The 25,359-nt window shown below is 33.1% G+C and carries 18 protein-coding genes and 1 pseudogene; 8 read left to right on the top strand and 11 right to left on the bottom strand.

All coding sequences use genetic code 11. The annotated features are described in order from the left end of the window. The first annotated feature begins 2 nt into the window (after positions 1-2). The 5 genes from EB819_RS08310 (at position 3) to EB819_RS08290 (ending at position 4,846) form a co-directional block, all read left to right on the top strand. Positions 3-983 (top strand): MraY family glycosyltransferase, encoded by a 981-nt coding sequence (locus EB819_RS08310; RefSeq protein WP_069798748.1) that lies wholly within the window; start codon positions 3-5, stop codon positions 981-983. Between the two features lie 135 nt (positions 984-1,118). Then, complete coding sequence (locus EB819_RS08305; protein WP_083250170.1) at positions 1,119-1,661, top strand: helix-turn-helix domain-containing protein; 543 nt, start codon at positions 1,119-1,121, stop codon at positions 1,659-1,661. Between the two features lie 2 nt (positions 1,662-1,663). Then, complete coding sequence (locus EB819_RS08300; RefSeq protein ID WP_124878731.1) at positions 1,664-2,566, top strand: IS3 family transposase; 903 nt, start codon at positions 1,664-1,666, stop codon at positions 2,564-2,566. A 257-nt stretch (positions 2,567-2,823) separates the two neighbouring features. Then, positions 2,824-4,128: a 30S ribosomal protein S12 methylthiotransferase RimO gene (gene rimO, locus EB819_RS08295; RefSeq protein ID WP_069798528.1), complete on the top strand. Its 1,305-nt coding sequence runs from the start codon at positions 2,824-2,826 to the stop codon at positions 4,126-4,128. A gap of 349 nt (positions 4,129-4,477) precedes the next feature. Next, positions 4,478-4,846 (top strand): septal ring lytic transglycosylase RlpA family protein, encoded by a 369-nt coding sequence (locus tag EB819_RS08290; RefSeq protein ID WP_069798530.1) that lies wholly within the window; start codon positions 4,478-4,480, stop codon positions 4,844-4,846. Positions 4,847-4,898: 52 nt separating this feature from the next. On the opposite strand, the gene EB819_RS08285 is transcribed toward EB819_RS08290, so the two are convergent. The 5 genes from EB819_RS08285 to EB819_RS08265 form a co-directional block, all read right to left on the bottom strand. Continuing rightward, complete coding sequence (locus tag EB819_RS08285) at positions 4,899-5,663, bottom strand: exodeoxyribonuclease III (RefSeq protein ID WP_069798532.1); 765 nt, start codon at positions 5,661-5,663, stop codon at positions 4,899-4,901. Between the two features lie 57 nt (positions 5,664-5,720). Further along, the gene (gene dusB, locus EB819_RS08280) at positions 5,721-6,713 is read right to left on the bottom strand and encodes a tRNA dihydrouridine synthase DusB (RefSeq protein WP_069798534.1); all 993 of its coding nucleotides are present in this window, start codon (positions 6,711-6,713) and stop codon (positions 5,721-5,723) included. Between the two features lie 89 nt (positions 6,714-6,802). Beyond that, positions 6,803-10,003, bottom strand: coding sequence for a DUF8818 domain-containing protein (locus EB819_RS08275; protein ID WP_394337957.1), 3,201 nt, complete (start codon positions 10,001-10,003; stop codon positions 6,803-6,805). A gap of 129 nt (positions 10,004-10,132) precedes the next feature. Beyond that, positions 10,133-11,400, bottom strand: a protein-coding gene (locus EB819_RS08270; RefSeq protein ID WP_124878729.1) for an IS3 family transposase whose coding sequence is annotated in 2 segments (ribosomal slippage) — positions 10,133-11,061 and positions 11,061-11,400 — 1,269 coding nt in all. Because the reading frame shifts where the segments join, the coding sequence is not laid out codon by codon here. 94 nt (positions 11,401-11,494) lie between these two features. After that, positions 11,495-12,478 (bottom strand): DUF8694 domain-containing protein, encoded by a 984-nt coding sequence (locus EB819_RS08265; RefSeq protein ID WP_069798744.1) that lies wholly within the window; start codon positions 12,476-12,478, stop codon positions 11,495-11,497. Positions 12,479-12,646: 168 nt separating this feature from the next. Here EB819_RS08265 and EB819_RS08260 point away from each other — a divergent pair, with 168 nt between their 5' ends. Beyond that, positions 12,647-13,516: a T9SS type A sorting domain-containing protein gene (locus tag EB819_RS08260; protein WP_069798742.1), complete on the top strand. Its 870-nt coding sequence runs from the start codon at positions 12,647-12,649 to the stop codon at positions 13,514-13,516. A gap of 53 nt (positions 13,517-13,569) precedes the next feature. On the opposite strand, the gene EB819_RS08255 is transcribed toward EB819_RS08260, so the two are convergent. The 4 genes and pseudogenes from EB819_RS08255 to pyrF form a co-directional block, all read right to left on the bottom strand. Then, on the bottom strand, positions 13,570-16,368 hold the full coding sequence (locus EB819_RS08255) for an aminopeptidase (RefSeq protein WP_069798740.1): 2,799 nt from the start codon (positions 16,366-16,368) through the stop codon (positions 13,570-13,572). A 178-nt stretch (positions 16,369-16,546) separates the two neighbouring features. Continuing rightward, on the bottom strand, positions 16,547-17,458 hold the full coding sequence (locus tag EB819_RS08250; RefSeq protein ID WP_069798738.1) for an AEC family transporter: 912 nt from the start codon (positions 17,456-17,458) through the stop codon (positions 16,547-16,549). A gap of 9 nt (positions 17,459-17,467) precedes the next feature. Beyond that, positions 17,468-18,112: pseudogene (trhA, locus tag EB819_RS08245) on the bottom strand (PAQR family membrane homeostasis protein TrhA). After that, entirely contained in the window at positions 18,113-19,471 is a 1,359-nt protein-coding gene (gene pyrF, locus EB819_RS08240) for an orotidine-5'-phosphate decarboxylase (protein ID WP_069798736.1), read from the bottom strand. A 231-nt stretch (positions 19,472-19,702) separates the two neighbouring features. Here pyrF and EB819_RS08235 point away from each other — a divergent pair, with 231 nt between their 5' ends. Both EB819_RS08235 and EB819_RS08230 read left to right on the top strand, forming a co-directional pair. Further along, positions 19,703-20,461, top strand: a complete 759-nt coding sequence (locus tag EB819_RS08235) for a superoxide dismutase (RefSeq protein WP_069798735.1) — start codon at positions 19,703-19,705, stop codon at positions 20,459-20,461. Positions 20,462-20,593: 132 nt separating this feature from the next. Then, complete coding sequence (locus EB819_RS08230) at positions 20,594-22,138, top strand: serine hydrolase (protein ID WP_069798733.1); 1,545 nt, start codon at positions 20,594-20,596, stop codon at positions 22,136-22,138. A 164-nt stretch (positions 22,139-22,302) separates the two neighbouring features. Here EB819_RS08230 and EB819_RS08225 read toward each other — a convergent pair whose 3' ends face one another. After that, positions 22,303-24,441, bottom strand: coding sequence for a S9 family peptidase (locus EB819_RS08225; protein ID WP_069798731.1), 2,139 nt, complete (start codon positions 24,439-24,441; stop codon positions 22,303-22,305). Positions 24,442-24,640: 199 nt separating this feature from the next. Next, a complete protein-coding gene (locus EB819_RS08220; protein ID WP_069798729.1) occupies positions 24,641-25,324 on the bottom strand; it encodes a phosphatase PAP2 family protein in 684 nt (227 codons plus the stop codon). Positions 25,325-25,359 lie beyond the last annotated feature (35 nt).

Here is a 25,359-nt window from a genome sequence, read left to right as displayed (position 1 = left end):
TTATGGAGTTCATCATAGTAACGTTTATATTGTTGGTCTTAGAACTGCTTTATTTTAGAATAGCAGATAAGTATAATATTATTGACAAACCTAATCACAGAAGTTCTCATACGCAGATTACACTTCGTGGAGGTGGAATTATTTTTCCGATTGCATTTGTGCTTTATTTTGTGGTGAGTGTTGCGTACAGAAAAGATTACTTTTTACCGGAAGATTATTGGAGTTTTGGATTAGGATTATTAGCCTTATCTACCATTAGTTTTTTAGATGACATTTTAGATTTATCGAGCAAATTGAGATTATTATTTCATTTTGTAGCCGTAACCTTGCTGATTTATTTTCTTGGATTATTCACCTCTGCATCCATTTGGTTCATTCCTTTGGTTTATGTCTTTGTAATAGGAGTACTGAATGCCTATAATTTTATGGATGGCATCAATGGAATTACGGGAGTGTACAGTTTGGTCATGTTGCTCACGTTTTATTACATTAATCAATATGGGATAGCGTTCACGGATGCTCATTTTATTATCTACCCGATTTTGGCAAGTTTGGTGTTTTTATTTTTCAATTTTAGGAAAAGAGCCAAATGTTTCGCTGGAGATGTAGGAAGCATGAGCATTGCATTTTGGGTTTTAGCTTTATTAGGATTGTTGATGGTAAAAACCAAAGATTTCACGTATTTATTATTCATCGCAGTGTATGGAATAGAAGTAATTTCAACCATTCTTCAAAGAATAAAACTAAAGGAAAATATTTTCGAAGCACACCGTCATCATTTATATCAGTTGTTGGTCAACCAAATGAAATGGTCACATCTTTTGGTGGCTACTTTATATGGAGGAGTTCAGTTATTGATTAACGCTTGTGTAATAAAGTTCGGACTCAACTTCTGGGAAGGTGTGTTGTATTTAATTCTGCCTACCTTTATCATCTACATATATTCCAAATATTACATCTACAAAAAAACAGGAGCTTACTAAAAAATACAGAACCGAATATTCGGTTCTTTTTTTTATCCAAAATCACTTATTATCAATTTTCTCATTTTCAAATTTCCAAATCACTACATCACCTATTGTCTTGTCCTGAAATAGCTATACACAAAAATAGAGTATATGCAATCAAAAGAAGAGAGATTTTTAGCTCGCGAGAGTAAACAGAGTCATTACGACAAACGATTAAAAAAACAAATTGTTCAAGAGGTAGAATCAGGATTACCGAGAAAGGAGGCGATTCGGCTCTATAATTTAGGCCAATCCACCTTAGATAGTTGGATGCGAGATTTTGGTTCGCCTAACTACCTAGAAAATTTGAAACGTCGAACGTACACAGGACTAGAAAAACGTACAATAGTTACAGCGATAGAACAAGGTCTATTAACGATACAAGAAGCCAAGATAGCCTATAACATAAAGACAGACAAAGTAATTCGTAATTGGATAACACAGTACAAATCAGAAAAAGTCGAACTTTGTATTGGAAATAGTTCTATAATGGGAAATAAAACCACACCTAGGAAAGAACCAGAAAAAGAGTCTTTGGAGAAAGCATTAAAAGAAGCGGAGCTTAAAATTAAAGCCCTCAATACGCTTATTGATGTAGCCGAAGAACAGCTCAAAATAGATATTAGAAAAAAGTCTGGTGCCAAGCAGTCATAACAATGAAAGAATTCTATCCTAAATTGGGAATAGGGTTCTTGTGTAGATTGTTTGGCAAAACAAGACATGCCTATTACGATGCGCTTTGGCGAAAAGAAAACAGTCTGATAAAAGAAGACATAATCCTTCAAGAGGTTCGTACTATTCGTCGGGATCTGCCACAAGTAGGGACCCGTAAACTACACTATATGCTTCAAAATCAACTAAAATCTCATGCCATCAGTTTTGGCAGAGACTATTTATTTGATTTATTGGCAGCGCATCAATTGTTGATTAGAAAACGGAAACGTAAAGTCATAACAACAGATTCAAGACATTGGATGCGAAAATACAGTAATCTCATCAAAGGAATGGTCATAAATCGGCCAGAACAAGTATGGGTAAGTGATATTACCTATATCCGATTAACCCATCAATGGGGCTATTTGAGTTTAATTACCGATGCCTATTCTCGAAAAATTATGGGTTATAGTTTTCGTCAAGACCTATCGGCAGAAGGATGTATTGATGCATTGAAAATGGCACTTCATAATCGATTGTATCATCATCCTCTCATACATCATTCCGATAGAGGTTCGCAATACTGTTCCCAGAATTATGTAGATTTATTATTAAAAAATAATATTGCCATCAGTATGACAGAAAATGGTAATCCTTATGAAAACGCATTAGCAGAAAGAGTAAATGGCATTATAAAGAAAGAATTTAATCTTTATACAAGCGCATTAGGTTTTGAACAAACGAAGAGACAGGTGAATGCAAGCATTTTGTCATATAACCAACTCAGGCCTCATGCAAGTTGTGATTATTTAACCCCTCATCAAGCCCATCTAAAATCTGAACAATTAAAGAAAAGATGGAAAAAATACAATAGAAAATTTAATGATGAAAAAACAATGGTATAGTAAATTTAGGATTAAGAATTATATTTGTATAACTAAAATAGGATTTATTAAATAACCTGTATAGTTATTTTAGGACGACACATCATCACTTCAAATCCATAGATACTCCATAGATAAAGCATAGATAGTGCATGAAAAGTGCATGAAATGAATAGGCATATTTTACCTCAATAAAACTCTTACCTAAAGTTCCTTTTTAATTTCATAAATTTGCAAGCTTAAATAATTCAATACTTACCATCCATCAATTATCATACATGAGAACAAAATCTGTAGGCAAAAAGAAAATTAACATCGTAACGCTAGGCTGTTCAAAAAACATCTACGACTCAGAAGTCTTAATGGGACAACTCAAAGCAAACGGCAAAGAAGTAGTACACGAACAACGTGGAGATATCGTAGTGATTAACACATGCGGTTTTATCGATAATGCCAAAGAAGAATCCATCAATACTATTTTAGATTTTGTAGAAGCTAAGAATAGGGGAGAAGTAGAGAAAGTCTTTGTTACGGGTTGTCTTTCAGAGAGATATAAGCCAGATTTAATCAGAGAAATTCCAGATGTAGACCAATATTTCGGGACTAGAGACTTACCGATTTTATTAAAACATCTTGGTGCAGACTATAAACATGAATTAGTAGGAGAACGTTTAACGACTACTCCAAAACACTATGCCTACCTTAAAATCGCTGAAGGTTGTGATAGACCTTGTGCATTTTGTGCCATTCCTTTGATGAGAGGTGGTAATGTTTCTACTCCAATTGAAAACCTAGTCATAGAAGCACAAAAACTAGCAAAATCTGGCGTTAAAGAATTGATTTTAATTGCTCAAGACCTTACCTATTATGGTTTAGATTTATATAAGAAAAGAGCATTAGGAGATTTATTAAAGGAATTGGTAAAAGTAGAAGGCATAGAATGGATTCGTTTGCATTATGCATTTCCTTCAGGTTTTCCAGAAGATGTATTAGAATTGATTAAATCAGAGCCTAAAATTTGTAATTATATAGATATTCCGCTTCAGCACATCAATACAGAAATTCTGAAAGCCATGAAGCGTGGAACTACTTATGAAAAAACCAATGCTTTATTGGATAAATTCCGTGAGAAAGTTCCAGATATGGCTATCAGAACTACGCTAATCGTTGGTTTCCCTGGTGAAACTGAAGAAAAGTTCCAAGAATTAAAAGATTGGGTTCGTACACAACGTTTCGATAGATTGGGTTGTTTTACCTATTCTCACGAAGAAAATACAACCGCTTTTGTATTAGAAGATGATGTGCCAGAAGAAGTGAAACAAGCTAGAGTAGAAGAAATTATGGAATTACAGTCTCAGATTTCTTGGGAGAAAAATCAAGAAAAAATCGGAAAAACTTTCAGATGTATTTTTGATAGAAAAGAAGGAAATTATTTCGTGGGAAGAACGGAATATGATTCTCCAGATGTGGATAACACGGTTTTAGTGGAAGCTAAAGACACTTATATTTCAATTGGTGAATTTGTAAATATTAAAATTACTTCCGCAGAAGAGTTCGATTTATATGGTGAAATTGCAGAATAATATTTCTTATTTCTTTACGGAAAACCATAAAATTTACATTAAGTTAAATTTAAATTAATGTAATTAAAAATAGAAAATCATCAATTAATTGATGATTTTTTTGATTTTATTCAATTGTTTTTGTTGATAATGTTTTTGAATTAACAAAAAACAATGCATTAAATAGTTAATAATGTTAACAATTTTAACATATTTTTTAACATTTTCTGTTATTTCCCATGAATAGGTGGTTGAGAGTGTTGTTTAACAAAATTTTAACATAAAATTAAGAAAATTTAACAAATTGGTTGTGTGCTAAAAGAGGTTCATGATAAATTTGCACCTGTAAAACCCACAAAAAATATTCAAAATGATGAAAAGAGCAATTCTCGTAATCATAATGATGATTTCAACTCTTGGTTTATATTCATTCAAATATAATACCAATGATGCCAAAACAAGTTTTGCATCGTTCTACCACGATAAATTTAACGGTAGAAAAACCGCAAGCGGTGAAGTTTTTGATAATTCAAAACTAACTGCTGCGAATATGAGATTACCATTTGGAACGCAAGTAAAAATTACTAACTTAAGAACAGGAAAATCTGTTGTAGTTAGAATTAATGACAGAGGTCCATTTCATAGAACTAGAGCTTTTGATATGACAAAAGCTGCTTTTAAAGAAATTGGTGATCATAGTTCTGGAACTATTCCTATAGAATATGAAATTGTCGATTAACGATTAAAACCACCTGAAAAGGTGGTTTTTTTGTTTATAAAAAGATCTATTTTTAATCTTTTAGTTCAATATATACTGGACAATGATCACTGTGTACAGCTTCTTTTAAAATTAAGGCTCTTTCTAATTGGTTTTCAAGGGATTTTGTGATGAAATGGTAGTCTAATCTCCAACCTAAGTTTTTCGCTCTAGAATTTTGTCTGTAACTCCACCAAGAAAATTCTTGCTTATCTGGATGCAAATAGCGGAAACTATCAATCAAATTACATTCTTTTAGGAATTTTGTCATCCATTCTCTTTCAACAGGCAAAAATCCTGAAGTATTTTTTAAACCTTTCGGATTGTGAATGTCTATTTCTTCATGACAGATATTGAAATCGCCACAAATCACCAAATTTGGGATTTCTTTCTGTAATTTTTTAATATATTCTAGAAAATCATCGGCAAACTGAAGTTTAAAGTCTAATCGCTCAATATTAGAAGCACTCGGAACATACACGGAAAGCACCGAAAAATCTTCGAAATCTGCTCTTATAATTCTGCCTTCGTTATCGTAATGTTCTATTCCGCAACCGTATTCTACGTGTTTTGGTTCTATTTTGCTCGCAATTCCTACTCCAGAATAACCTTTTCTCACTGCAGAATGCCAATAACTTTTGTAACCTACCTTTTCTAGACTTTCGATGTCTATTTGGTCATTTCCAGCTTTAGATTCTTGGATACAAATAATATCAGGATTTGCCACTTGCAACCAACCGATAAAATCTTTGGTAAAAGCAGCGCGAATTCCGTTGACGTTGTAAGAGATGATTTTCATAGTTATATAAATAATCCTTCAAGGATTTTAAATCCTTGAAGGATTGAAATTAATTTATTAGATTTCAATTTTGTTTTTATAAAACGCTTCCGTTTCTTCAAGTAATTGATAAAATTCTTCCAAACTTAAAACCTGTAAAAACTTGGATTTGAATTCTTTAAAATGTGAAATTCCACGGAAATAATTGCTGTAATGTTGTCTCATTTCTATCAATCCCAATCTTTCGCCTTTCCATTCTGCACTCCATTCTGCGTGTTGTTTTACAGCAAGAAGTCGGTCTGAAATGGTAGGTTCTGGTAATTTTTCTCCCGTTTCAAAGAAATGTTTAATTTCATTAAAAATCCAAGGATAACCAATCGCAGCTCTACCAATCATCATTCCGTCACAAGCATATTTTTGTCTGTATTCTAAAGCTTTTTCAGGAGAATCAATATCACCATTTCCAAAAATCGGAATTTCTATGTTCGGATTTTGTTTGATTTTAGAAATATATTCCCAATCTGCTTCACCTTTATACATTTGGCTTCTAGTTCTAGCGTGAATGGTCAATGCTTTAATTCCTGCATCTTGTAATCTGAGTGATACTTCTTCAATATTAATGGTTTCCACATCCCAACCTAACCTCGTTTTTACAGTAACGGGAAGATGTGTAGAATTTACCACGGCTTTCGTCAATCGAACCATCAAATCTACATCTTTCAAAACACCAGCTCCAGCTCCTTTGGAAACTACTTTTTTCACTGGACAACCGAAATTGATGTCTACAATATCAGGATTTACGGTTTCTACAATTTTGGCAGACATTGCCATCGCTTCTTCGTCTCCACCAAAAATCTGAATTCCTACAGGTCTTTCGTAATCAAAAATATCGAGTTTTTTCCTAGATTTCATCGCATCACGAATCAAGCCTTCAGAAGAAATAAATTCTGAATACATTAAATCTGCGCCGTGTAATTTGCACAATCTACGGAAAGGAGGATCACTCACGTCTTCCATTGGTGCCAATAAAAACGGAAAATCAGGAAGTTCTATGTTGCCTATTTTTACCATTTTGCAAAGATATAAAAAGCTTTCGGCTTTCTGCAATTTGCTTTCTGCTCTTTGCTGATAGCTGAAAGCAGAGAGCTGATTGCATAATGTTAAAACGAAGCTCTCACTTGCACACTTCCAATATGAATCGTTCTTTCGCCAGAATTTCTGCCTTCGTAATTCACGTTGAGTTGAAGGAATGAGTTTAATGCTTGTTGCAAAATAACGCTCCAAACTTGGTTTTTGCCAGGTTTTAATCCGTCAAGCATTTGATTTCCTACAATGCTGAAAGCATTTCCCGTGAAATCATTATTGATGAAACTGAAATTTCCACGGATAGAAGTTTTCTGTTTTTCCCATTGTAAAGTTCCGGTTAAATCGAAAGTTTTTAAGAATTCTTCGCCGTCTTTTCTGTCCTTGATTTTATAAGCAGTAGAAACTTCGGTTTGTATGCTTTCCGAAAGTTTGTAAACCAATTTGGGTTTGGTTTCGTAAATGTTTAATTTATAGTCTCTTGTGTTAAATAATTGTGATGAAGATTGGTAATTCTGCAACTGATTTTCCCAATCTGCACGCAAGTTTTTATTAAACCAATATCCAAAATTGACCAAATGAGTTTGCGTATTTTTCTTTTCGATGCTGAAATTGGCATTGACCAAATTTTGATTGTCGATAAAACGGTAATTTCCGTTCCAGCCAGATTTTTCGGTTGGGTTGAAAAGTACAGAGAATAGCAAATTCTGATTTTTTAAAATTTGATTATTTTCGGTTTTAAATGGATTAAATTCTAAAATTCGGTCTTCTTTGTAAAACGAATTTTGGACATTGAGTGAAATGTTAAAATTCCAACGTCTTAAAAACTGATTGTCTGAATTAAAAACAATGTAAGGATTCACCGAAAGCGAAAGTTGCAACTTATTTTTGTTGGAAGGTGTGTATTTTACCGTATTTGTGTAAACTCTGATGTATTGCGCCAAATCCGAATATTCTGCAATTTCAAACTCGTCTAACTGCTGAATTCCGTCGCCGTTATAATCCGTCCATTTGTAAATTCCTTGTCCGTCTGTTACTTTCAGATACTGAAATTCTCGCTGCGCTTCTTGTCCGTTTCCGAGTTCATAAAACGCTTGTAAACGCATTCCGTTTTTGAAAAATTGTTGATTATACTGTATGTTTCCAATCACAAAATCTGAATTAAACTGCGTTTTTAATTCATTTTCGTAGAAAAATTTTCGGTAATGAACGAGTGTGGAAAGTTGTGTTTTTTCGGTTCTAATCAATTGACTTTCGAGCATTAAGCCGAGAATATTATTCATTTTTTTCAAAGAATTATCTCGAACAGAATCATTGGTTCTGAAATAAGATTTTGCCAATAATTTGGTTCTTAAACTATCGCCAATTCTTTTTTGAACAAAAACTTCTTTCCAAGAAAAACTCGTCACGTCTAAAGTTTTAGTTTGGTTAAAATTCTTCACATTATGCTCGAAACTTCCACCAAAACTCCAACTTCCTTTTTTGCCCAAAAATTCAGTAGAAACATTTCCTCTTGCAAATTGGGTGTCTTGAAAATCTGAAGTAGTATTTAAGTAAGAAACATTTCCTTTGGTTTCTGTGTTTTTCTTTAGGAATTTAAAATCTAAATCATTTTTTATGCCGTTATAGCTTTGTTTTTCATTGAGATAATTCAGTTTGTAATTGATAAAATTAGAATTTTTCCACTGATTTAAAAAACTGAAAATCAATCTATTTTGAGTAATTTGATTGAATTCTTGAGTTAAATTAAAATCTCTCGAAAATTCCACGTCATTTATTCTATCTAAAATATGAAACTGCGAAGAAATTCTCTGAAATTCTGCGCCAACAGTTCCTTGCCAATTGTTTTTGGTAAAGATTTTATTCCCGAAAATTCTTCCTGCAAAACCTGTATTTTGGTCGTTGTTTTTTGAGGAAAATAGATTGACATCATAATTGCTTAATGAGAAATCTCCGCCAATTTTTCCTTTTTCAAAAGTATATTCTGCCGAAGTAGAGAATACTTGAGATTTTTGCGGAGAAGGCAACTTTCTAAGCGCAGAATAATCGCCGTTTCCAGCACCTACAAATTCAAAAACTCTTCCATTGTTGGTAGATTGTTTCAGTTGGTAATCTCCCAAACCTGCACCAAAATAGGTGAAAGAAACGTTGTACAAAGTTTCCGCTTTGTCAGTAGAAAATTCATAGTAATTTCCTTGTGGATTTTGGACTAATTTGTACAAAATTTTGTTCACATCGTATTCTGTAATCACAGCGGAAGGAGCGTACATTAAATCTTGATTGTTTCCCGCATTGGCTAGAATTTGCTCATCTTCTTTGGATAAATTTAGAGAAAGAGGAGCATTTTTGTTATCATTTTCCAAGAAAGCGTCGAAAGAAAGTTTCAGTTTTTCGGCTTGATGTTTCACCGAAGAAGTGACGATAAAACGGTTGTAATTTCGGTTGGTGTAATTGTAGGAAATAGTGATGAAATTCTGTTTAAAAATCGGTCTAAAACTTGTGAACGTGATTTCTCCCGTGTTGTAATTGATGGTGTAATCTTGGTTTTCGCCACGTTTCATCAAAATTCCATCAATAAAAACCTGTTCAGAACCGCTCAAAATCGTGATGAAATTTTCTCCATTTTTTCCGTTCAAACGATAGGGACCTTGATTTCCTTCCACACCTTGAAAGCGGATTCTGTGAAATTCACTTCTGGCAACTCCCGCCGAGAAATCTAGAAAAGTTTTGTTGTTTTTCCCAAAATTCGTCTGAAATTGCAAGCCCATGCTTCGTCTTTGGTATCTTCCAAAATACGTTTGGTCGTCTTGTAAATCGAGATGTCCCGCTTTTAGAATGCTTTTGTCTTTAATATTGAGTTGGAGATAAATTTTATCAAATTCCTGCAAAGTCTGCGTATAACCATCCGCTTGAATGGGCAAGTTATGGTCTGAAATACTGGCGAGGATAGAAACATCTTTGCTGAGTTTTCCTGCAATTTGCATATCCATAGAAGATTGCACCGATTGCCCTTGGTTATTGCCAAAAGTAATTCCACGAATGATGGAACCTTTGGTATTTAAATCGCCTAAAATTTGGGAACGAGAATTCTTCTTTACGAGAACCGATTCATCATAGAGAATTTTCTTTTCTTTCCAGACAAAATGGGCGGTATCTTTTTTAAAAAACTCGCTATTAAATTTTTTTGAAACAATAGAGTCTGTTTTTAGGGAATCTTGAGCAGGTAAATTAGGGTTTTTCCATGTGAAAATCTGAGCATTAAATATATTTAAGCTCAAAAAAGTAAATAAAAGGAAAAACCGATAAATCAAAGTCTGAAATTTTAGTTTATAACGAAAATATTAAAAACTAATTACAAATATTGAGTTGTCCTAAAAAAGGTTGACTCGTTAATAATTCAAATATAGTTAAATCGTAGCAGAATTAATTCTGTTACGATTTATTTTTTTCCATTGTTTTAAATGTATTATTGTTTGTTGATGCGCTTGGTTTGGAGTTATCATATTAATTGACATATGTATTCTAAAATTGTTGTATAAAGTTATGGCTTGTGTAACTTGTTTGTTTAAATTTTGATAGTTTTCAAATATTTCATGTAAACCAAATTCTTCTTTTAAAATTCCATTTACTCTTTCTGCTACTGCATTTTCATATGGGTCGTTTTCTTGCGTCATACTAATTAAAATATTGTTTTTCTTTAACAAATCGGTATATTCTTTACTGCAATATTGTAAACCTCTATCAGAATGGTGTATAAGTTGATTTTTTGTTTCCCTGTTAATCAAAGCCATTTCTAAAGCTTTTACTGTAGTTGAACTCATTAAATTATCTGACAGTTGATAACCAACGATTTTCTTGGAACAAGCATCAGTGAGTAAATGCAAATAGTATGTTTTCTCTTTTGTTCGTAAATAAGTTATATCAGCAACCCAAACTTGATCAGGCCTGTTAAGTACTAAATTGCTAATTAAATTTGGATAGCGTTTCATCCAATGTCTTGAGTTTGTTGTTTTGTAATATCTTCGAACTTTAGGTACTTTTAAATATTCTGCTTTTAAAAAATCTAAAAAATTATCCCGACCAATTGATATATGATGTTTTATAAATTCATCTTGTAACATTACATAAAGTTTCTTGCCACCTGTTCGTGGTAATTGCTTACGAATAGTAACTACTAAACTTCGTAATAATTCTGAGTTGTATTTAGGTGTTCTAACGTTTTTCTTTCGCTTGTAAAATGCTTGTTTTGTGTATCCAAACAGTTCGCATAATTCATAAGTGGCCAATGAACTATTTACATTTATTTCTTCGACTGCTTGGAACCAGACTTTTTTACAATATCAATTTTAAGTTCACGTTCAGCTATTTCAATAAATCGTTTGAATACTTTTAATTCTTCTTCTTTTTTTGCTAATTGAGCTTCTAGCTCTTTTATACGCTGTTGTTGAGGATCTTTCATAGGACGACCAATAGTTAATTTATCTTCATAGGTAAATTTACCATATTTTTTTAACCATCTTGGTAGACAACTATTGCCTAGAATATTGTAACGTCTTCGAAGTTCTGCTTTAGTAAATAAACCCCTCTCAAATTCACTTACAACTTGACGTTTAAATGCTTCGCTATAAATTTGTGGGGCACTTGGAATTTTTGAAATTTTCTTTTTTGTTGACATATTATCTAATTTTTAGTCAACTTTTTTCAGGACAAGACATATAAATAAAAAAACCTGCTCAATTGAGCAGGTGTATTTTTGAAATAAGTTAGACTTATAATTTTACTTTTTTAGTAATTACAGTACCATCAGTTAATTGCACTTTTACTACTACAATTGGTGAAGATGATCTTGAAATGCTTACTTGAGCAGATTTAGAAGATTTAAGTAATCTACCAGTTGTGTCATATACTTCTACTGAAGAAACGTTGGTTTCTGATTTTACATTAATTTGTCCATTCTCAGCATAAATAGTAGTCTTGTCTTTTTTAACAAGGTCTACTCCTAAATTGGTTGGACTAAGTGACTTAATGTAGAAATTATCAAAAGTAATACTTCCTGTACCATTAGATATTACAAATTTAAAATCTTTTAGAACAACACCATTGGTTGTAGCCCCAATTTCGTTAAAAGTTCTAGTTGTTCCCGTCCATACGTCCGCAAAATTTGATTGCACGGTTTCAGTAGAACCATCAGGTGCAGTATAGGTTAAGCTAGAGCCTGTGTTATTAATAACCCAAGTTATTTTTTGAACACCAGATAAAGTACCAGAATTTGTACCTGCGGTAATATTTCTAAGTGTAAAGTTGCCACTTGTAGTTGTGAAGTTAATTCCTAATCTTGAATTTACAGACGATGCAGTAGGGCCGGAATTTTGTGTTGCAGAAAATGCATCTCCTACATAAAGTGTTCCTGCATTTGTGGTAGTAGTAGAAGATGCAACAGATAAGTCAAACTCTATCCATAACGCTTGACCAGTAGTAGTTCCTGTGGTAGATATTCTTGTGAATGACCCAGCGTTTGCGGTTCTGCTCACCGTAAGATTATTTGCTTCAACACTCCAAGTTGTACCAGCACCACTTGAAGTGATTCCATCAAATTTATTAGAAGTTCCAGAAGCTGGAGACGCTACATAATCCGTAAGAGTGGTAGAAGAATTGAAGTTTTGGCTAAATACATTTTGAGCGTTATATAATCCACAAGTTAAAAGGGTAGAAAATATAAAGCCTTTAAATAAAAAGGATAAATTTTTGTTCATAATCAATATTTAATAATTACAAAAATAGAAATAATTTGCTTACTGTCAGATAATTTTTAAAAAAAATATTATTAATTATTATTAACAAAAATTTTAACAAATAAATTTTCATTATCCGTTATAAAATGATTAATTTTGAGAAATTATTTAATATAAAAAAATATTCGCATGAAAAAAATCTTTACTCTTTTAAGTTTTGTTGCTTTAGGAATTTCTGCTAATGCGCAAGTTGTTATCAACGAAGTTTATGGTGGTGGCGGTGCAGGTACATCTGTTTACATTAATGATTTTGTAGAACTGATTAATATCGGTAATACTTCAGTAACTTTATCAGACGTATCAATTCAATATGCATCTGCTACAGGAACATTTAATTCTTATAATGTATTACCAACATTTACATTAGCACCAGGTCAAAAATATTTGATCGAGATGGTGCCATCTACTGCAAATACAGTTGGAACAGTATTGCCACTTGCTGATTATCAAGTAACTAATAATACTAATTTTTCAGGGACAAATTACAATGGAGGATTTAATATGTCAGGTTCAAATGGTAAAGTTGCGATAGTTCAAGGAGCTCCAGGAGCTCCAGTACAAGCTACAGGACCAGTTTCTGCAGGTGTTCTAGATTTTGTAGGTTATGGAACTGCAAATCTTTTTGAAGGAACTGCAGCTGCACCGGCAACAGATGCTACTAAATCAGCACAAAGAAAAATTCCAGTAGTTGATACTAACAGCAATGTAAATGATTTTGAGGTTAAAGCACCTACTCCAGAAAATAAAAGTACTAGTTTGTCAACAGGTGATATTGCTAAACTTAAATTTAATCTTGTTAGAAATACTAAAGTAACTAATGAAATTAGTTTTGGAGAAAAAGCAAATATTAAAATTTATAATGTAAGCGGTTCTTTAGTGAAATCTGCTTCTGTAGAAAAGAATACTTCTCTTAATGTTTCTTCTTTACCAAAAGGAGTTTATGTAGTAACAGGTGAAGTAAACGGTGAAACTGTTTCTCAAAAAATCGTAAAACAATAATTATAATTTATTGATAAAATTAAAGGTTGCTCATTTGAGCAACCTTTTTTTATTTAATACCAGCCTCGTCTGAAATATCCAATCAGAGCGCCTACATTTAAGTTAAAGGTAAATCGTATTCTATTGCCGTAATCTTTGAACTTCGGTTCGAAACCAAGGCTTGATTGCATAGGGAAATAGACTTCTATAAAATCTGGAATGACCTTAAATTTTATCCCACTATCCCAAATGAATTTTGGAGAATGCGCACGGTTTTTATATACTCCAAAATCTGCGTAAACGTCTATCATCTTCCATACGTTGGCTTCTACATTATGCGTAATTAACCATTGGTCTACACTTCCGTTGATATAAGATTTAAAACCACCTTCTGCCATAATAAACTGTTGAGAAAGGATTCCGCTTATTGCACTCTGAGCCAATAGATTATACGAGAAAGCATAGTTGGAAACTTTAGAAATTCCAATATCGAAATTATTATTTCTGGTATGATTTCTTAAAAAATAACCGCCATACAATCGTAAGCTCAGTTTTTTATTTTTGGCATATTCTAGTCTGTAGTAGCTTTCTGCAGTAAGTTTTGCATAATCTTCCATGTATTGGAAATTCCCGAAAATATACTTTTCTTTAATTACATTATTGTCTGAATAGACAAAACCTAAGTTCCAAATGTTATATTTAGCGTAGTCATTTTCTGCAATCATTTTTGGGCTTAAATCTCTTTCGAAAAAATTGTAAGAAGCAGACAAAATTCTAGAAATTTCGCTTCTAGGATTCTTGTTAAAAGACATATTCCCAGAAAAACTGATTTTTTTGTAAGACAACCCAAAATCATAATTGTATTTGGCAGTTGCAACACCTAAAGTAAGCGTTCTGTAAAAACTTTCTGGTGGTTGGATTTTATAGATAGCGTTAAAAGATCCATTAATATCCTTACTTCCTGTACTGAAAAACGGCGAAATAAGATATTGAAACCTCTTGTCAATCAGTGATTTATTTTTAAATCGAATTCCCAATAAGAATTTGTCATAATTATTCCAACCGATTCCTGGCGTAAGATAAACTTCGTTGATTTCAGAATTTGGATTGTCTGGAATGAGTTTAAATCTTAATTTTTTGGCATTGTCTTTAATTCCTTTGGTATAAAGATAATTGTCTCTAAAATTATTTTCTGGGAAAGCATATAAATCATTGATGACAATTTTTACCGCTTCATTATCTGGAATTACGTAACCGCAAGAACTGTCCTGATAATTAGTGTCATACCAAAAGGTTTTTTTACTGCCATCTTCATGAAAAGTTTCTAATTTAAAAGGAATATTCTGCGCTGTATTTTTAGAAACATTAATGTTGATGACGTTATCTTTTCTCTCGAAATCGTTGAGTTTAAAATTGATTCTTTGCTTTCTTTTGACGTATTTTTCTAAAAATTCTGAAGAGTAACCAGAAGCTACCGTAAGTTGGTCTAGAAAATCTCTTTTGTCTAATTCAGAAGTGTGATTTTTGGAGATATAACCTTTCAAGAAATTGTCAAAATAAGAAGTGCCCATTTTTTCGGCAATCAAGGTAAAAAGGCTTCCTGTTTCGAATTGGCTAATCGCCATTTCATTAAAATTACTTAAATCCGAAAATTTTTCGTCAATTTTTTGGTCAAGGTTTTGTGCTGTAATGTATTGATAAGCGAGACCGTATCTTTCAATCAACTTCAATCGAGAAGCAAATGAAAGTTTTAAGGGTTTCATTCCCAGTATTTTATAATCAGAAAGTGCGCCCAGAATTTTATGGTCGGGGTAATTTTTTTTCAAATACTGAATTTCTAAATACGTTTTAAGTCCGTTTGTAATCCAGTGATTTTTTTCCTTATCAGACACGAATAATTGCTCTGCAACTTGCTGAGAAACAATGCTGAAGTAATCCATGTCTATTTTTTCGGCATCGGTGAACATTTGGAACTTAAATTTCCAAAATTTGATATCATCATTCCCGAAGAAATCATTTTTGGACTTAAATTTTTCGCTGATGAAGATTTTTTCTGGCAAAAATCCCGTTTTTTCTTTGATAAAATGAAGGTGAAGTGGTAGATAAAACGCTATTAGTTCTTTTTCTTTTTCGGTAACAGGATAACCCAATTCTAGCAAGTGTTTTTGTCCGTCAACGATGGTTTCTAGCTGATAGTTTTCTTGGTCAGCAATCAGAAATTCTACATCTTTATTCAGTTTTCCTTCAAAAATATTAGGAGCAACTTCTGTTAAATTACTGCTGATATTTTGAGCGGAATTTTCAAATTTTACTCGGTAAAAAGTATTTACATTTACGTTTTCTTCTAAATCTTTGTAATATTTTTCAAGGAAATTATCTCGGTCAAAACTGTCTGGAACCAAGAAAAAATATTTGAGCAAAGTATTATTTTTCCCAATTCCATAACCTGTATACTGAGCACTCGGTAAAATCACAGAATATTCCAGCGAAAGTTCAGTAAAAGCATTGGGAGCTAAAGGTTTTGGGAGTTTTATAAAAAGATTTTCATCATCTAAAACACCTTCATACGGTTTTTTGTCTATCATCAGATAAACCAATCTGCCTCTTTCATTGGGTTTTGCGTAATATAAATCCTTTTTTCGGTCTTCTAATTTTCTTCTGACTAAAGGCGTATTTCTACTTTTATAAGCTGCCGTGAAATTTTGAAGTTTAAGATGTGTTAGTTCACTCTCAGATTTGTTTTGATAATAGATTTTTTCTCTTACAGAAAGCGTTCCTGCTGAAATTTTTGCGTCAATAATAATGGAGTCTTTCTGCGAGAAAGCAAAAAGATTAAGCAGTAAACACAGTAAAATGATGGTCTTCTTCTTCATTGATTTTAGAAAATCAAATATAGAGAGAAACTATTGAAATTGCTTACATTAATCCGAAAAAATATTACATTTTATCAACAATTTTTGAATTTTATTGACAATGGATTTTGAGAATTATCATTCCTTTCTCGGATGAATATTTTCTTCGAAATAAATCGGAATTTTTTATCTTTTTAAATTACAAAAAAGGCAATAGTAGATGCCAAATTCCCACGGTAAGGATAGATAGAGGAATTCCTACGGCAACCATCAAGTTACAAAATTTTGGTTCTAAATCATGAGCCGAAGCAATAATCGCCGCTGTAATCATAGGCGCCATCGCTGCTTCTAAAATACAAATGTCTATAACGTCTCCACTTTGATGGAAAATATATTTGTAAATCACCAAAATCAATAAAGGCAAAAGAACGAGCTTGAAAAGTAAACCGATGAAAAGATGAAATCCTTCTTTTTTCTCAATTTTTTTCCATTGCATTTGACTTCCCACAGAAACCAAAGCGAGTGGAACAGTAGTTGCGCCCAATTTCATTAAAACTTCGTCAAAATCTTTTGGAATTTCTATGGAGAAAATATTCAACAATAACGCGATTACAAATGCAATAAATGGTGGGAATTTTAAAATTTTAGAAAGATGTTTGAGTAGAGAATCTTTGCTTCCAGAATAAAAATTGGCGACTAAAATTCCTACTGTCGAAAGAGCGACAAATCCGGGTTGGTCTACCAACATCACGGTTTTTAAACCTTCTTCTCCATACATCGCTTGGATTAAAGGAATGCCTACAAAAGAAGTATTTCCGAAACCTGCACACATAATTAAAGCGCCGATTAAAGAAGATTTCCAACCGAAAATTTTTCCTAATCCTGCAAAAAATAATATCGCAGCAAAAATTCCTATCCAAACCACTAAAACTGGATAAATCACCGAACTGTTGAGTTCTATTTTTGAAATATAATACAGAGAAAATGCAGAAAGCGAAATATTAATCACAAATGCATTCAGTGAGGTGTGAAAATTATCGGGAATTATTTTAGATTTTTTTAAAACAATTCCTATAATCAGACAGACAAAAAGTAAAATTAAGTTGCTCAATTTCTTTTGCTAAACGTATAAATAAATCGATAAAAAATGACAAAAACTCCCTGCTAAAACAAAAAAATGGAAAATAGCATGATTGAATTTTATTTTCTTAATGCTGTATAAAATGGCACCAATGGTATATAAAACTCCGCCAAGAATTAGGTAAAATACTCCTTTTTCGTGTAAACTAGCGGTTAAGTCTTGGAAATAAAAAACAATCAACCAACCCATCAAAACTTACATCGCTGTAGAAACAACTTTAAATCTTCCTGTGAAAAATAATTTGAGAATAATTCCTGTAAAAGCCATCACCCAAACCATTGAAAAAATAAGCCAACCCGTTTCTCCATTTAAGCTAACCAATGTAAAAGGTGTATAACTTCCTGCGATAAGAACATAAATAGCAGCATGGTCGAAAACTTTGAGCTTAAATCTCTTTTGAGGTTCTTTTGAAGCATGATAAAGCGTAGACGCGAGATATAATAAAATTAAACTTACCCCAAAAATCGGGAAACTTATCATCATCCAGATGTTGTCTTGTTGCACCGCTTTAATGATTAATAAAACCAAAGCGATGATGCTCAAGAAAATCCCGAAAGCATGAGACCAAATATTTAATTTTTCTTCGGTGGGTGAATAGAATTGTATGTTCGTTTTTTTATCCATTTAGAGCGATTTTAGGTAGGCGTTCCAAGATTCTAACTTGTAGAGTTTTGCGGATTTTTCTACATTTTCGGCTTTATAAATTCCGCGTCCTACAATCACGAAATCTGTATGTAGATTTTTGAAAACATGTTCCGGTGTGTTGTACTGTTGACCTTTGTCATCGCCTTTGGAACTGATATTTACTCCTGGCGTAAAAAGTAAAACATTGGCAGGAACTTTATTTTGAGCCACACAACCGATAATATTTGGATGCGTTTCTACTATTTTTAAAGCTTCTGCTCTATAATTTTGGTCAGTTAGTGCACCTTTTGAAGACATAGAAAGAATGGCAATGACTCCAGAATTCATAAAACAATCAATGCTTTGATAGCCAGCAATGACATGAGACGTAACCAAATCTGCCCAATGCGAAATTTTATACATTCCGCCTCTGTATTGTAATTCCTGAGTATTCCCGATGTCGCCGAATTTTCGGTCTTCCATCAAAAGAAAATTATGCTTGGTTGCTAAATCTTTTAGAGGAAGAATGGTCTTGTCACTATCAAAATCAGAAATAATGTCAATATGCGTTTTTAGAGCAACGATATGTGGCCCAACTTGTTCTGCAAATTCTAGCAATTCTTTGGTTGTCGTTACATCTGCAGAAGCAATAAGATTAGATTGTTTAGCAATCGCAATTTCTAAGATTTTTTTGCCAACAGAATGTTCGCAATTTTCTAATTTTTGTTCGTAAGAAAGTCTTTTTTCTTCTTTGAATTCAATTTTATTTCCTGCGATAAATTCATTAATTCTTAGAACTTCTTCTTCCGTAAGATGGTCTACTTCTTTTAAAATTTCTACCACTTCGGAAATGCTGAAAAGCGTATGAACGTGATAGCCTTTTTCTTGTAAAAGTTGCTTTCCGCCTTGTTCACGGTCTAGAACCACTACAATATCAGAAACTTTTAACCCTTCACTTTCTACTTCCGCGATGGTTTCTACCAAAGATTTTCCAGAAGTAATCACGTCTTCTACGAGTAGACAGTTTTGTCCAGATTTATAAATACCTTCAATGAGTTTTTTGGTTCCGTATTCTTTAGCTTCTTTTCTCTTGATAATCAATGGGATATAGCTTTCTAAAGACATGGCGGTTGCCATAGGTAATGCAGCGTAAGGAACACCGCAAATTACATCAAAATTATCTAAAGGAAGCATTTCTAAAAGATAATTGGCCAAATGTTTTAAGATTTTTGGTTCAGAAGCGAGAGGTCTTAAATCTACATAGAATGGGCTTTCGATGCCGGATTTCAATGTAAATCTACCGAATTTTATAATCCCAAGTTTATAACACTCTAAGAAGAATTCTTTTTTACTTTCCATTTTACTTTTTTACTTTTTACAAAGGTAAGATTTTTATAAGTACGAAGCGTAAAGTTAAAAGTACAAAGTGTGAGTGATAGAGTAGTAGAATTGTAGAATGAGAGAGTGCTCAACTTTAAAATAAATACATAAAACCAAATTATAGATTTTGTTAATGAAAAATTGACCTATTTTCGGTACTTTTTTGCTATTTTTGGGAAATTCTATTTTTAAAAATTTAATCTTTTAGATATGAAAAAATTAGTTCAATGGGCTTTTGTAGCCATCGCTTTTTCTGCGGTTACTTCTTGTGTAGCGGTAGTGGGAAATACAGCGCAACCTGTAGTGAATGTAGAATCTACAGATTATGGTAAACCTTCTGATGTTACTGCAAATGCAGGTGCTTTCAAAATAAAAACACTGAAACATAATTATGATGCTTTTTCAAAATATGTAGATGCGAAGACTATGTACATTCACTTTTCCAAGCATTATGTGGGATATTTGAACAATTTAAATAAAGCGGTGGAAGGAAAACCACAAGTAAATATGACGATAGAAGAAGTGTTGAAAACGCTTGATACCAGCAATGCTGCGTTAAGAAATAATGCAGGTGGTTACTATAATCACAATTTGTATTTTGATTTGATGACTCCGAATTCAACAGGAAAACCAACTGGGAAATTAGCTGATGCCATCAATAGAGATTTCGGAAGTTTTGAAAATTTCAAAAAGCAGTTTTCTGATGCGGGAGCGAAACAATTTGGTTCTGGTTGGGCTTGGTTGGTTACTGATGCTTCAGGAAAATTGAAAGTAGGAAGCACTCCAAATCAAGATAATCCTCTAATGCCGGGAATGTCTATTTCTGGAACTCCAGTTTTGGCAATGGATGTTTGGGAACACGCTTATTATTTAAAATATCAAAACAAAAGAGCAGATTATATAGAAGCTTTCTTTAATGTAATCGATTGGAATGTAGTTTCTGATTACTACGAAAAAGCAATGAAATAATAATAACTCCTAAAATTTTATTTTTCTCGCTGATTTAACTGGTTTGGCTGATTTTTATCTGCTTAATTTGCTAAATCAGCGAGATTTTTTTTTTAGAATTATTTACCTTTACAGAAATTCAAAAAAATCAGCATGAAAAAATCATTTTCTTTGTTCTTTATTCTTTGCTCATTATTCTTTTTTAGTCAAATTTCAGAGCAGAAACTAGACGAACTCATCCAAAATACGATTAAAACTTTTGATGTTCCCGGAATGTCTGTCGGTGTTCTTAAAGACGGGAAAGTCATCTATTCTAAAGGTTTCGGAGTTCGTTCACTCAATTCTAAATTGCCAATGACACCAGAAACTTTGGTAGGAATTGCTTCTAATTCTAAAGGTTTTACTTGCACTGCTTTAGCGATTTTAGCAGACGAAGGAAAACTCAATTGGGATGATAAAGTGACCAAATTTTTACCAGATTTCAAAATGTATGACGATTATGTAACGCAAGAACTTACCATCAAAGATTTGGTGACGCACAGAGCTGGTTTAGGTCTTGGACAAGGAGATTTAATGTTTTTTCCAGAAGGTGGAACCATGCCTACAGAGCAATTATTGCACAATGTTCGTTATTTGAAACCTGCGCATTCTTTCAGAAATACAATGGATTATAACAATGTGATGTTTATTGTAGCAGGAGAAGTTATTCATAAAATTTCTGGCAAAACTTGGGCAGACTTTATCGAAGAAAGAATTATGAAACCTGTTGGGATGACGGCAAGTTTCGGAAGTTATAACCGTGCAAAATCTATAGAAAATAAAATTGATGCACATGCTCCAGTCAATGGAAAAGCGGTTGCAGTTCCTCACGATTGGAACGAAACTGCCAATGCAGCAGGTGGAATTTTGAGCAACATTACAGACATGACGACTTGGGCAAATTTCTTAATGAATGGTTTTGTAACTAAAGATGGAGTACTTTTGGTTTCTGAGAAAAACGCGAATCTTCTTTGGCAAATTCAACAACCGATTCCTATGGCTGCTAAAAATCCTTATGATACTAAATTTTACGGTTATGGTTTAGGTTGGTTTATTTCTGATGTAAAAGGTCACCGCCAGATTCAGCATACAGGTGGTTTAATCGGTACAGTTACACAGTTTACGTTAATTCCTGATTTGAATTTAGGAATTGTAGTGCTCACGAACCAACAACAAGGGGTGGCTTTTAACACGATTACCAATACTGTGAAAGATGCTTATTTAGGAATTGAAGACAGAAATTGGTTGAAAACCTATGCAGAAAGATACGCAAAAGGAAATGCTCAATATGACAAAGAAAAAGCTGAAACGTATGCTAAAGTAGCGGCTTACCAAAAAGACAGAAGTGCAAAACTAGCTCCAGAACAATTTGTAGGAACGTATAGAGACGCTTGGTTTGGAGATATTGTAATTTCTAAAGAAAAGAAAGGTTTTAGAATTATTTGTAAATCTTCCGAAAGATTAAAAGGTGAAGTTTTGCCTTATTCTAGAGATACTTTCGTAATCAAATGGGATGATAGAAGTTATGACGCAGACGCATTTTTCACCCTTACTTTTGACGAAAAAGGAAAAGCAGTTTCTGCCAAAATGAAACCAATTTCAGATATTACGGATTTCTCTTTTGACTTTGGAGATTTGGATTTGAAAAAAGTAGATTAGTTTTAAACCACAAAAGGCACAAAAGATTTTCTTTGTGTTTAAGAAATACAAAAGAGCAAAAAGTAAAAATCTTTTTGCTCTTTTTTTTTGCATTTGAATTGCTTATTTTTAAACTTTTCTTTTGTTTCTTTTGACTTCGTCGAATCTTCGATTTGCGGTGAAAACTATTTCAAATACAAGTCAAAATAATCCGTAACCTTTTGCATTAAATGTACTCTGTCTTTGCCTGAAACATTGTGAGGATGACCAGGATAAACAAAATAATCTAATTGAACGCCTTTGTCAACGGCGGATTTCAAGAATTTTACAGAATGTTGCCAAACCACTACATCATCTTGCGCACCGTGAATCATGAGTAATTTTCCTTTCAAGTTTTGAACTTTGTCTAAAAGATTGGATTTTGCGTAACCTTCAGGATTTTCTTTTGGCGTGTCCATGTAACGTTCTGTGTACATAATTTCGTACATATTCCAGTCGATTACAGGTCCACCTGCAACTCCCGCCTTGAAAACTTCAGGATATTTCAGCATAAAATTTGTGGTCATAAATCCACCGAAACTCCAACCATGAATTCCCATTTTTTCAGCATTTACAAAAGGTAAAGATTTTAAATATTCTACACCTTTTAATTGGTCTTTCATTTCAGTTTCACCTAAATTTCTGAAAACCGCTTGTTCAAACTGTTTTCCTCGGTTAGAAGAACCTCTTCCGTCCATCGTGAAGACAATATAACCACGTTGCGCCATATACTCGTACCAAATATTTCCAGAAGCTGGGAAGTTATTGGTAACCAACTGTAAATGAGGTCCATTGTATAAATAGACAATTACAGGATATTTTTTAGTTTTATCAAAATCAGTCGGCAAAATCAGTTTTCCATAGAGTGGCGTTCCGTCGTCTGCTTTCAGGGTGATGTTCTGAATTTCAGGTCTTTGGAAGTTTTTAAGAGGGTTTTCTGCGGTTAAAATATTTTTCGTTTGAAGCGTTTGCGTATTGATAATATTGGCAATTCTTGGAGTAGAAGCATTGGCAAAAACATCATATAAATGTGTTCCGTCTTTGCTCAAAATTCCATTGTGAACACCAGCGTCTTTGTCTAATCTGGTAATTTTACTTGTTTGCCAATTTACTTTGTACAAATGTTTTTCAAGTGGCGTTTCTTTAGTAGAAGAGAAGTAAATTTCTTTTTTCTTTTCGTTAAAACCTAGAATTTCGTTCACCAACCAATCTCCTTTTGTAATTTGTTTTACCAAACCTTTGTCTGTGTTGTACCAAAACAAATGATTATAACCCGTTCTTTGACTTTGCCAAATAAAATCGTTATTTGAGCCAGGTAAAAAGGTTAATTCATGTTGAGGTTCTACATATTTTTCATCTTTTTCTTCGAAGAGTGTTTTAACCAAATTTCCTGTTTCTGCATTATATTGATTCAGTTTCATGTGGTTTTGAGCTCTGTTCAGCACCGCTACGAAAATAGATTTAGAATCAGGGCTCCAAGTTACGCTGGTTAAATATTGCTCTTTGTCGCCTTCGATGTTTAAGAATTTTTTTGTTTGAGTTTTTACATCAAAAACACCGATGGAAACTTCGTGAGATTTATTTCCAGCCATCGGATATTTGATATTATGGTTTTCTGCAGGAGTTACGCTCCAATCAATGATGGGATAGTCTGTAACCATGCTTTGATCCATTCTGTAAAATGCAATTTTTTGAAAATTTGGCGCTGCAAAAATTCCTCCATCGATTCCAAATTCATTACGGTGAACCGATTGTCCGTTGATGATATTTTCGTTTTGGTCATCTGTAATTTTCAGCGTTTTTCCATTGATGTTTACAAAAAGATTGTTTTTAATGGTGTAAATAATCGTTTGATTATCAGGAAGAAGTTGAGCGTTTTCTGCCTCTTCAGGAATAGAAGCAAATTCTGTTTTTTGCCAAGAATTTCCCGTTTTTTGAAGCCAAAAATATTTTCCTTTTTGAGAAAAATAGGCTTTAGAATTGTTCAAAAATTTCAGTGGAGAAAGTGCTTTCAGTTTTTGGTCGGCATTTAGATTTTGATTCACTTGATACAAAGAAACCAAAGTGTCTGACTTGTTGGTCGCAATATCTGTGATGAGATAAGCGTTTTTAACCATTTGAAGATAAGATTTGCCATCATTGCTGAAAGAAAAATCTCTGATGTTTTTCACGGCAAGATTGGTTCTAAGTCCTAAAACGGCGTCGTTCATGGTAAATTGCTGCGTTTGCGAGAAACCACAAACCGAAGCTAAAACCAATGTTCCTAATATTTTTTTAAAGTTCATAGAAATGGAAAATTTAGTGTGTAAATTTAATTTTTTTAAACCACAAAAGACACAAAAGCTTTATGTTTTGAAAGTATTTCAAAAGAAAAAAAAAGTAAAAGTTGAGATTTCCAACTTTTTTACTTTTGAATTGCTTGTTTTCGAGATTTTCTTTTGTTTCTTTTAACTTTGTAGAATCTTCGATTTGTGGTTTTAGAAACTACAAATGTTCTTTGTATAAAATCGTGAGATTATCTTTTTCTGATTTTTTGTTCCATTGATATTGATGCGTCCAATATGCGATTTTGGTAGATAAAATTCCTAATCCCGCTCCGAAAATCACATCACTCCAATAATGTTTGTCGTGAGCAATTCTCAAAACGCCCACTCCAGTTGCTACAGAATACGCAACATACGGAACCCAACGGTAATTTTCGCCATATTCCATAGAAAGCATTGTAGCGCCAGCAAAAACATTCGCAGTATGACCACTCGGAAAACCAAATTCATTGCTTCCGTCTGGTCTTGGTTTTTTAATGGCTTTTTTCAAAAGATAAGTGCTCCCAAAAACAATAATTTCAGATTTTGTCAAAATAGCAGTTCTGTTCCAGAAGTCGGTTTTAGGTTTCATTCCTGCCCATTCAAAAGCGTAAAGTGAAACGTGAGGTGCAAATTGAAGGTAATCTTCGGGATAACCACCGAAAGCCAAGAAATTTTTGTTTTCTGTAACGCTGAAATCTCTATTTTCTGTAGTTAAAACGATGCTTCCTGCCATCATTAATGTAGCTGGAATAATGAGTTGTTTTGAAGTGAATTTTGGTTGTTCTGAAAAAACTAAACTGTCTTTCTTCTGTGAAAAAAGAAAATTTGAAAAAACCAAAAATGCTAAAAGTATGTTCCTCATTTTTTAACGCAATGGCGCAAAATTATTTTTAAAAT

The organism is Cloacibacterium normanense, assembly GCF_003860565.1.
Lineage (GTDB): Bacteria > Bacteroidota > Bacteroidia > Flavobacteriales > Weeksellaceae > Cloacibacterium > Cloacibacterium normanense.
This window is presented reverse-complemented; position numbering and strand designations above follow the sequence as displayed.